Raw genomic sequence first — 12484 nt, forward strand, 5'->3', positions numbered from 1 at the left:
ATACCTGACAAACCACTCGATCGTACCATTATTTCCATTGGAACAAATTATAAAAATGTCCGAATTCGTCAAAAGTAATTATTAAAAATTGATAAAATTTGTAGGAAATCTTTATTTATTTCTTACATGACTACAAATTTTGATGTAATTATAGTTGGTGCTGGAGTTTCAGGAATTGGAATGGCATGCCATTTAGAAAAAGAATTCGAAAACTTAAATTATGCTGTTTTAGAAAGACGCAAATCTATTGGAGGAACATGGGATTTATTCAATTATCCAGGTATTCGTTCGGATTCTGATATGTTAACTTTTGGTTATGATTTTCGACCGTGGAATGGAGATAAAACTTTGGCCAATGGACCGTCGATAAAACAATATCTGGTTGATACTTCCAGAGAATTTAAAGTTGACGAAAAAATCATTTTCGAAACAAAAGTAACTAGAGCCAATTGGAACTCTAAAAGTAAAACTTGGGAAATAACTGTCGATGATTTGGAAACTGGTAATACAAAAAATTACACTTGTAATTTCTTTATAGCAGCATCTGGTTATTATAATCATGATCATGGATACCTTCCTAAATTTAAAGGTTATGATACTTTTAAAGGAACTATTGTTCATCCGCAGCATTGGCCAAAAGATTTGAATTATGAAAATAAAAGAGTAATCGTAATTGGAAGTGGAGCAACTGCTATTACAATTGTTCCATCAATGGCAGATAAAACTTCGCACATTACGATGCTTCAGAGATCTCCAACATACGTTTATAGTGTTCCTTCAGTAGATAAATTAGCTCTTAAACTCAGGTCATTTCTTTCAGACAAAACAGTGTATAAAATTGTCCGTTATCGCAATATTATGTTACAACAGCTGATTTTTAAACTTAGCAAAAAGTATCCTGAACGCATTCAGAAATTTTTATTATCAAAAATCCAAAGGCAACTTGGAGAACATTACGATATGAAACATTTCACACCAAATTATAACCCTTGGGATCAACGTTTGGCAGCAGTTCCTGATAATGATTTATTCAAGGCAATTCGAAACGGGAAAGCTTCTGTAGTAACTGATCATATCGAATCTTTTACAGAAAATGGAATTCAATTAAAATCTGGTGATCATTTAGAGGCTGATATTATTATTACAGCAACAGGCTTACAACTGCAAGTTTTAGGTGGAATGAAATTGCATATTGATAATGAACCGCATCAATTAAATCAAAAAATGACCTATAAGAGTGTTCTCGCTCAAGACACACCTAACTTTGCTTACCTATTCGGATATACAAATGCATCATGGACACTTAAAATTAATATCGCTGCTAGTTATCTAGCACGTTTAATTAAAGAAATGAAAGAAAGAAAAAGAACGGCTGTTATTCCTCGTACTTCGAGTGAAAGCAATATAGATGAAAGCGTTTTGGACTCGTTAAACTCAGGTTATGTAAAAAGAGGAGGTAACACCTTACCAAGACAAGGAAAAAAACTCCCGTGGAGAGTTGTACACAATTATAAAAAAGACAAGAAAATCCTAAAAAAACCAATTGAGGATCAATACCTCGAATGGATTCCCTAAACCCTGAAAGATGTAAGTTATATTTAGTTAAGGCTTTTGTTTCTCAATTTTACAAGCACCTTTTTGTCTTAAGGTTTTACTATGGTCAAAGGATAAAACAATAAAAAAGCGATAACAAAAGAAAATTGCTATCGCTTTAAAATTTTTGTTTAAAAACTATTATTCAATAATCATTTTCTTAGTTGCTACTTTATGTCCTCGAACATACAACGTGTAGAAATACACTCCTACTGGTAATGAAGAACTATTAAAGAATATTTCTTGCTCTCCTAATTTTTCTAAGTATACTGTATCAATAACTTGACCAGAAGTATTACTGAAAACAATTGCAGCTTTTTCCATTGTCTCAGGAACGTAATATTTAATAGAAGTGGTTCCGTTGAAAGGATTAGGAATATTCTGATATAAAATAGCTTGATTTTTACCTGCCGTTAGTCCACCATCTGCGCTTAACGTTCCATCACAAGCACAATTTTCTAGTTCATTTAATCTTGATAAAACCGAAGTCATTTCTGTTCTTAACTGAGCTACTTCCGCTTGTGCAGTTGATAAATCACTCTGTAAAGTTGAAATTAATGGTGCCAAATCAACGTTTACAGATGAGCCGTTCTCAATAGCTACATTTAAATTAGTCCCTACTAGTGTAGCAGAAGTTAAACTTTGACTATCCGTATTATCTAAATATGATGATAAATCAACTGAGCTTGCATCATTTGTTAGACTTAACGTGTTTCCTGTTAAAGTCAAATCTTGGGAATCCGTTCCTGTTCCATCTTGTAAACTAGATAAATCTACTCCTGTTCCTCCTGATATCGTTAATGTCGTACCTGATAATCCTAAATTTTGACTATCTGTATTGTCTAAATATGGTGATAAATCAACTGTATCTGAATTTCCAGTAATACTTAAAATATTTGACGCTACAGAAATGCCTTGTGAATCCGTTCCTGTTCCATCTTGTAAACTAGATAAATCTACTCCTATTCCTCCTGATATCGTTAATGTCGTACCTGATAATCCTAAATTTTGACTATCTGTATTATCTAAATATGGTGACAAATCAACTGTATCTGAATTTCCTGTTATACTTAAAATATTTGACGCTACAGAAAGGCCTTGTGAATCCGTTCCTGTTCCATCCTGTAAACTAGATAAATCAACTCCTATTCCTCCTGATATCGTTAATGTCGTACCTGATAATTCTAAATTTTGACTATCAGTATTGTCCAAATATGGTGATAAATCTACAGAGGTTGCATCGTTGGTTAAGCTTAAAGTATTTCCTGATAAATTTAAATCTTGTGCGTCGGTTCCTGTTCCATCCTGTAATACTGATAAATCTACAGAGTTTCCATTGGCAATACTTAAGTCTGTTCCTGATAAACTTAAATTCTGCGCATCGGTATTATCTAAATATGGTGATAAATCAACTGTTTCTGAATTTCCTGTAATACTTAAAATATTTGACGCTACAGAAATGCCTTGTGAATCCGTTCCTGTTCCATCTTGTAAACTAGATAAATCTACTCCTATTCCTCCTGATATCGTTAATGTCGTACCTGATAATCCTAAATTTTGACTATCTGTATTATCTAAATACCCCGATAAATCTACAGAAGTAGCATCATTGGTTAAGCTCAAAGTATTTCCTGATAAATTTAAATCTTGTGCGTCGGTTCCTGTTCCATCCTGTAATACTGATAAATCAACAGAGTTTCCATTCGCAATACTTAAATCTGTTCCTGTTAAACTTAAATTCTGAGCATCGGTATTATCTAAATATGGTGACAAATCAACTGTATCTGAATTTCCAGTAATACTTAATATATTTGACGCTACAGAAATCCCTTGTGAATCTGTATTATCTAAATATCCCGATAAATCAACCGTAGAAGCATTGCCTGAAATACTCAATGTATTGGTAGCTAGTGAAATCGATTGTGCATCCGTATTATCCAAGTATCCAGATAAATCAACCGTAGAAGCATCATTTGTTAAACTAAGTGTATTTCCTGAAATAGTTAAATCCTGACTATCAGTATTATCTAAATATGGTGATAAATCAACTGTATCTGAATTTCCAGTAATACTTAAAATATCTGACGCTACAGAAAGACCTTGTGAATCCGTATTATCCAAATATCCAGATAAATCTACAGTAGTTGCATCATTTGTTAAACTAAGTGTATTTCCTGAAATAGTTAAATCTTGATTATCTGTATTATCTAAATATCCTGATAAATCAACCGTGGAAGCATCATTGGTTAAACTAAGTGTATTTCCTGAAATAGTTAAATCTTGACTATCTGTATTATCTAAATACGGTGATAAATCAACTGTATCTGAATTTCCAGTAATACTTAAAATATCTGACGCTACAGAAAGACCTTGTGAATCCGTATTATCCAAATATCCAGATAAATCAATTGTGGAAGCATCATTTGTTAAACTAAGTATATTTCCAGAAATAGTTAAATCTTGATTATCTGTATTATCTAAATATGGTGACAAATCAACCGTATCTGAATTTCCAGTAATACTTAAAATATTTGACGCTACAGAAAGACCTTGTGAATCCGTATTATCCAAATATCCAGATAAATCAACCGTAGAAACATTGCCTGAAATACTCAATGTGTTTGTCGCTAATGAAATCGATTGTGCATCCGTATTATCCAAGTATCCAGATAAATCAACCGTAGAAACATTGCCTGAAATACTCAATGTGTTTGTCGCTAATGAAATCGATTGTGCATCCGTATTATCCAAGTATCCTGATAAATCTACAGTAGAAGCATCATTGGTTAAACTAAGTGTATTTCCTGAAATAGTTAAATCTTGATTATCTGTATTATCTAAATATCCTGATAAATCAACCGTGGAAGCATCATTGGTTAAACTAAGTGTATTTCCTGAAATAGTTAAATCTTGACTATCTGTATTATCTAAATACGGTGATAAATCAACTGTATCTGAATTTCCAGTAATACTTAAAATATTTGACGCCACAGAAAGTGCTTGTGAATCCGTATTATCCAAATATCCAGATAAATCAATTGTGGAAGCATCATTTGTTAAACTAAGTATATTTCCAGAAATAGTTAAATCTTGATTATCTGTATTATCTAAATACGGTGATAAATCAACTGTATCTGAATTTCCAGTAATACTTAAAATATTTGACGCCACAGAAAGTGCTTGTGAATCCGTATTATCCAAATATCCAGATAAATCTACAGTAGTTGCATCATTGGTTAAACTTAACGTATTATCTGATAAATCTAAATCTTGAGCATCGGTATCTGCTTCAGAAGCAATCCATTGTGAACCATTCCAACTGAAAGGAGAATCCAAGTCTATATCGTATACAAACAATCCCTTCTCTAACACTGATAAACTAGTTCCTAAAGTTGTCCTCTCTGCTGTTGTTAATCTATTTAATAATAAACCTTTGTTAGTTCCACTTAAATCTAAGGAAGCATTTGCATTTGGAAAATCCGTACCAATTCCTACACTCAATGGATTCGTAGCTCCTCCTAAAACCATTGTATTAGCACTTACAGCAGAGGCTCCATTTCCTATCGCTATTGAATTATCTCCACTAACAGTTGCATTGTATCCTATGGCAATATTATTTGTCGCTGAACTTCCTGCATCATTGGAAGCTGCTTGATATCCGATAACAATAGCACCATCGTTCTGTATAACAGCTCCTGAACCTACTGCTACTGCTTGCGTATTATCTATATCTACATTATTTCCAATTCCTACTGCATTGGATTGTGTAATATTAGCTAAATTACCAATACCAACAGAATAATCTGCATTTGCATTCATATTAAATTGATTACCAATCCCAACAGCATTAGTTCCACGGATATCGTGATCCTGACCTATAGATATGCTATACTGACCGTCATTAAAACCACTATATCCTAACATAATCACATCATTCTGACTCGGTCTGGCATAAGCTCCAATAAAAATAGTCCTACTTCTATCGTTATTATCATAATCTGCAAAAGCTCCAAAACCAACATTATCTTGTCCCGTTCGATTGGTAAAACCAGTTGTAAAACCAACATAGGTATTTCTATTTGCATTGGAAGTTGAATTGGTTCGGTTATTATCCCATCCTGCACGAGCACCAATAAATGTATTATGACTTGCATGTTCATTAGATGCTCCTGAAGCTTGCCCTACAAAAGTATTATAGATTCCCGCGTTATTGTCAGTTCCTGAAGAATCTCCAATAAATGTATTCCTATCACCAACCTCATTACCAGCACCAGCATCATTTCCAAAAAAAGCATTACGATTACCTGTTAAAAGCGAATACCCTGCCATAGAACCAACAGCTGTATTATCCGATCCAGTCCCAGGGTTTGTTGTAGCAGTGGTTGATATTGTAATACTATTAATATCACCTGCCCCAGCCTTATGACCTACATAGGTATTATCGTCTCCATCTGTAACTTCTCTACCAGCAGCCTCTCCAATAAATGTATTATCCACACCTGTTGTATTATTAAAACCAGCACCATGTCCTATGAATGTGCCATCGAATGCGGTAGTATTATAATATCCTGACCTAAACCCCATGAAAACATTATCTGATCCAGTAGTATTAGAATATCCCGATTGATATCCAATAAAAACATTTTCGTGGGTTGTACTAGAATATCCTGATTGATTTCCAATGTAGACATTGTAGTCCCCAGATCTATTAAGATATCCTGACTTATATCCCATGAAAACATTTTCAAGTCCAAAATCAATAGAAAATCCTGAACTATCTCCATAAAAGGAATTATAATCTCCTGCTGATATATTTACACCCGAACCTGATCCTTGTGTTTCATTCATTATTTGTGAAAAAATAAAATTGCCACACAAGAAAAATAGGACAATTAAAATAGTAGTTTTATATTTCATAAGTAATAGTTTTTAAGACAGTTAGTTTGTTAGACTAACAAAAATATAAAAAGTTTAAAAACAACCTTAAAATACCTAAATAAAGATATGAGGGTTTCTTTTTTTAGACATGAATTAAATTTAATCTATTAATATTTCCATTTAATTTACCATAAAACAGAATTAATTGAAAAAAACACTTAAAATCACTATTTCATATGAGTTCGATTTAACTTACACTTACATTTGGTAATAAATTTTGAATCTTGATAGAAGGTTTAGCATCAAGAAAAACCTATGCTGTTAATCCGGCAATTAGATTTCCAATAAAGTTATCAAAAGATCTATGTCTGGAGTGTTCAATTTGTCAAGTGTTTTTTAGGACATCTACCGATTCTATAATTGCTCTTTTACTTAGATATACTTTATCCATAAATTTAAGTGCTTATTTCTTCATATTCTTCCTTAATTTGGTTACTAAATGGATACCATCTACGAACAATTTATCAAATAAATCTTTTCCTAAATATCCTTTATCTCCATATATTTTTCCGAAGATTTTATCATGGAAGCTTTTATTTTTCAAAGGAACACTATCATTACACAGATTAAGTCTAACTTAAATCCGTAAAACCAACCTAAAGTCCCAAAACTTTTGTCAGCAATACCTTTAAATACTTCATGTTGTTTCTCTCTTATATAATGACAAACTTTTAATGTAGTGGAATCAATAAAAGGCACACCTGAATATTTTCCTAAACCTCATATTTTTAAATACTGAACTAATTTTTTTGAAGTTATACAAATCTAACATAAGAAATAACATCAGGAAAGAAGTCGCTCATATGTCTACCTGCGTAATCAAGGTAAAAATGCTTCAGATTACGATATGACTTTAGATGAAAAATAACCATAATAGTCATTACTTCACTTTCACTCATTTTAGATGTTCTATTGCGTTTTTTTAATTAAGAAGAGTCAGAAATGCTGCTTTTTGTTAAAACAACATCAAATTCTTTCATAAAATCATCTAATTCACAGAAAATTTCAATAATTTTAGCATTAGAAATTATAGTAAAAAAAATAGTTAAAAGTTTAAATTTCAGTACTTTAATTTTCTAAATTTCTCGATTTTTATTCACAAATAAGTCAGGTATCTTACGTCGAACTCACGTTATTTAGTGAATTTTTTTGTTTCTCAATTTTACAAGCACCTTTTTGTCTTGACGTTTTACCAGAATCAAAGGATAAAATAATAAAAAAGCGATAACAAAAGAAAATTGCTATCGCTTTAAAATTTTTGTTTAAAAACTACTATTCTATAATCATTTTCTTAGTTGCTACTTTATGTCCTCGAACATACAACGTGTAGAAATACACTCCAACTGGTAATGAAGAACTATTAAAGAATATTTCTTGCTCTCCTAATTTTTCTAAATATACTGTATCAATAACTTGACCAGAAGTATTACTGAAAACAATCGCTGCTTTTTCCATTGTCTCAGGAACGTAATACTTAATAGAAGTGGTTCCGTTGAAAGGATTAGGAATATTCTGATATAAAATAGCTTGATTTTTACCTGCCGTTAGTCCACCATCTGCGCTTAACGTTCCATCACAAGCACAACCTTCTAGTGTATTTAAACGCTCCAACATACTCGCTACTTGTGATTCTAATACAGCTACTTTTGATTCTGAGTTTGATAAATCCGATTGTAATGAAGAAAGCAATGGCGCTAAATCAACACTAACTGAAGCACCGTTTTCAATGGTAATTACTAAATCCTCACCCGTTAAAACTGCAGAGGTCAAATCTTGACTATCCGAATTTGTAAATACAGATAAATCAATTGAATTTCCATTACTTATGATAAGATTATTACCATTTAATGCTAATGTCTGGTTATCCGTTCCTGTTCCATCCTGTAACACCGATAAATCCACAGAGTTTCCATTTGCAATACTTAAGTCTGTTCCTGATAAACTTAAATTCTGTGCATCTGTATTATCTAAATACCCCGATAAATCTACAGAAGTTGCATCGTTGGTTAAGCTCAAAGTGTTTCCTGTCAAATCTAAATCTTGTGCATCGGTTCCTGTTCCATCCTGTAATACTGATAAATCAACAGAGTTTCCATTCGCAATACTTAAGTCTGTTCCTGATAAACTTAAATTCTGCGCATCGGTATTATCTAAATACCCCGATAAATCTACAGTAGTTGCATCATTGGTTAAGCTTAAAGTGTTTCCTGACAAATCTAAATCTTGTGAGTCCGTTCCTGTTCCATCCTGTAATACTGATAAATCAACAGAGTTTCCATTCGCAATACTTAAGTCTGTTCCTGATAAACTTAAATTCTGCGCATCGGTATTATCTAAATATGGTGACAAATCAACTGTATCTGAATTTCCAGTAATACTTAAAATATTTGACGCTACGGAAATACCTTGTGAATCTGTATTATCTAAATATCCCGATAAATCAACCGTAGAAGCATTGCCTGAAATACTCAATGTATTGGTAGCTAGTGAAATCGATTGTGCATCCGTATTATCCAAGTATCCAGATAAATCAACCGTAGAAGCATCATTTGTTAAACTAAGTGTATTTCCTGAAATAGTTAAATCTTGATTATCTGTATTATCTAAATACGGTGATAAATCAACTGTATCTGAATTTCCAGTAATGCTTAAAATATCTGACGCTACAGAAAGACCTTGTGCATCCGTATTATCCAAGTATCCAGATAAATCAACCGTAGAAGCATCATTTGTTAAACTAAGTGTATTTCCTGAAATAGTTAAATCTTGATTATCTGTATTATCTAAATACGGTGATAAATCAACTGTATCTGAATTTCCAGTAATACTTAAAATATCTGACGCTACAGAAAGACCTTGTGAATCCGTATTATCCAAATATCCAGATAAATCAACTGTAGAAGCATCATTTGTTAAACTAAGTGTATTTCCTGAAATAGTTAAATCTTGATTATCTGTATTATCTAAATATGGTGATAAATCAACTGTATCTGAATTTCCAGTTATACTTAAAATATCTGACGCTACAGAAATTCCTTGTGAATCCGTATTATCCAAATATCCAGATAAATCAACTGTGGAAGCATCATTTGTTAAACTAAGTGTATTTCCTGAAATAGTTAAATCTTGACTATCTGTATTATCTAAATACGGTGATAAATCAACTGTATCTGAATTTCCAGTTATACTTAAAATATCTGACGCTACAGAAAGACCTTGTGAATCCGTATTATCCAAATATCCAGATAAATCAACTGTGGAAGCATCATTTGTTAAACTAAGTGTATTTCCTGAAATAGTTAAATCTTGATTATCTGTATTATCTAAATATCCTGATAAATCAACCGTGGAAGCATCATTTGTTAAACTAAGTGTATTTCCTGAAATAGTTAAATCTTGATTATCTGTATTATCTAAATATGGTGATAAATCAACTGTATCTGAATTTCCAGTAATACTTAAAATATCTGACGCTACAGAAAGGGCTTGTGAATCCGTATTATCCAAATATCCAGATAAATCAACTGTGGAAGCATCATTTGTTAAACTAAGTATATTTCCAGAAATAGTTAAATCTTGATTATCTGTATTATCTAAATATGAAGATAAATCAACTGTATCTGAATTCCCAGTAATACTTAAAATATTTGACGCCACAGAAAGTGCTTGTGAATCCGTATTATCCAAATATCCAGATAAATCTACAGTAGAAGCATTCCCTGAAATACTCAATGTGTTGGTAGCTAGTGAAATCGATTGTGCATCCGTATTATCCAAGTATCCTGATAAATCTACAGTTTGTTCCGCTTGACCATCATCTTCTAATGATAAACTTAATGTATTTGATGCTAATGTAAATGTATCAATTGTTTGGTTATCTGTATCAGTAGTTTGAGCTGTATTATCTATCCACGCACTTCCTGACCAAACGTATAAAACATCATCTTCATTATCATAAACCATCATTCCTTCATCAGCAACTGTTAATGCCAACGCAGTTCGTTGCGCGTTGGTTAAACTATTTATTTTAAAACCTTTATTCGTATCTGCTAAATCTAATGAAGCCTTAACATTTGGTGTATTGGTACCCACCCCAACGCTCAAAGGTTGCACCGAGCCTCCTAAAACCATTGTATTAGCACTTACAGCAGAGGCTCCATTTCCTATCGCTACAGAATTATCTCCGCTGACAGTTGCATTATATCCTATGGCAATATTATTTGTCGCTGAACTTCCTGCATCATTGGAAGCCGCTTGATACCCGATAACAATAGCACCGTCATTTTGAACTACTGTATTTGCACCAATACCCACGGCATTTGCAGTAGCTATATTTGTTTGATATCCCATACCTACAGAATAATCTGAATTATCAGTTGTATCAAAGTCGTACCCTAAAACAATGGCTCCTGCCGCATTTTGCATATTACCTAGGTTACCGATACCTATTGAATATTGTCCTTCATTGTAGGAATAGTACCCCATAGTAATTACATCATTTTGAGCGGCAATCGCTTGAGAACCAACAAAAGTAGTTCGATTTCTATTTGTATTACCAGAAAATACTGTAACGCGTTGTCCTTGTACAGTACCTTGTGCTCGGCCATATCCTGAAAAAGCACCAAAACCTGCATTATCTTGTCCTTCTCTATTGGATGCCCCCGCAATGTAACCAACATATGTGTTTCTATTGGCATTTGTGGTACTATTAGTTCGATTATTATCCCAACCCGACATCGCCCCGACAAATGTATTAAAGTCAGCCCATTCAGTTGCTGGTCCAGATGCAGCACCTACCATAACATTATAAATTCCATCTCCAATATCAATTGCAGCAGAATCTCCCAGAGCAGTATTATGATGACCGTCATCGACATCTGACATTGACTCGGAACCAACTGCTACATTTCGATATCCTACATCTGTAGAAATTCCTGCCTCATTCCCTACGTAAACATTTTTATACCCAGTGGTATTACTTAAACCTGCATCCTCTCCGATAAAGGTATTTTCATAGCCTGTAGTATTATTTGCACCAGCCTCTTCACCAACGAAGGTATTGTCATAACCTGACGTATTAAACTCTCCTGCTTCGGCTCCAATAAAAGTATTGTCTCCTCCATTATTTAATCTACCGGCTTGCCAACCAATAAAGGTGTTATCAAAACCTGTCGTATTTGAGTATCCTGCTTGATATCCAATAAAAACACATTCAGAAGTAGTATTAGATCTACCAGCTTGATATCCAATAAATACAGTTTGACTTCCTGATCTCATATTTGCACCAGAACTATCTCCGTAAAAGGTATTAAAATCTCCCGAGGTAATATTTACTCCTGAACCAGTACCAGATGTTTCGTTTAATGTTTGTGCATTTGAATATGATATAAATAACATCATAAAAACAAAAACAACTTTTTGTGTATTAGGTATAATCATCTTTCTTATCTTTTGTTCTTCCGCAATTTACTAATTTAAAAGTTAATTTTTAAGATATTTTTAAGAATAATACCGATTCACAAAATAGCTTTAATTTATTGTTAATCAGTAATTTAAAAAAGACAAAAAGCAATAATATTTTTTTAATATTATGCATGCATAACATTATCAACCGAATGAAATACCAATTTTTGTACTATTCACTGAACAATTAATTTTAAGATTATCATTATTCTTTTGCACACAAGTTTTTAACAACCTAAATACGTATCAAGTTTATATTTAATAGTCTTAAGAATAACTTTGACATCTAAAAACACATACTTAATTTAATTTTTTCTTTTCTAGGATAATACTAAGGGTTTATTCGAAAACTTTGGGGTTATAACCTCGGTGTTTCACATTTTACATATCACTAGTAGCTATATCCAACGACTTGGTCTCTATTTTCCTAAAATTTATTTTATTGGATCTTAGGAGTTTGCCATTTGAAAATTTTTAATCTAACTATAGT

The 12484-nt window shown here is 32.6% G+C and carries 3 protein-coding genes and 1 pseudogene; 1 reads left to right on the forward strand and 3 read right to left on the reverse strand.

Annotated features, from left to right (window positions below; translation table 11 throughout):
- The first annotated feature begins 126 nt into the window (after positions 1 to 126).
- Positions 127 to 1575: a flavin-containing monooxygenase gene (locus tag BTO06_RS08915; protein WP_100924969.1), complete on the forward strand. Its 1449-nt coding sequence runs from the start codon at positions 127 to 129 to the stop codon at positions 1573 to 1575.
- Between the two features lie 159 nt (positions 1576 to 1734).
- Here the strand turns inward: BTO06_RS08915 and BTO06_RS08920 are convergent, their stop codons facing one another.
- The 3 genes and pseudogenes from BTO06_RS08920 to BTO06_RS08930 all read right to left on the reverse strand — a co-directional run bounded on the left by BTO06_RS08920 (position 1735) and on the right by BTO06_RS08930 (position 11970).
- On the reverse strand, positions 1735 to 6441 hold the full coding sequence (locus BTO06_RS08920; RefSeq protein WP_198517155.1) for a beta strand repeat-containing protein: 4707 nt from the start codon (positions 6439 to 6441) through the stop codon (positions 1735 to 1737).
- A 277-nt stretch (positions 6442 to 6718) separates the two neighbouring features.
- Positions 6719 to 7562 (reverse strand): annotated as a pseudogene (locus tag BTO06_RS18990) (IS982 family transposase).
- Positions 7563 to 7803: 241 nt separating this feature from the next.
- On the reverse strand, positions 7804 to 11970 hold the full coding sequence (locus BTO06_RS08930) for a T9SS type A sorting domain-containing protein (protein WP_100924971.1): 4167 nt from the start codon (positions 11968 to 11970) through the stop codon (positions 7804 to 7806).
- Positions 11971 to 12484 lie beyond the last annotated feature (514 nt).

The sequence above is a fragment of the Tenacibaculum sp. SZ-18 genome (genome assembly GCF_002813915.1).
Taxonomy (GTDB): Bacteria; Bacteroidota; Bacteroidia; order Flavobacteriales; family Flavobacteriaceae; genus Polaribacter.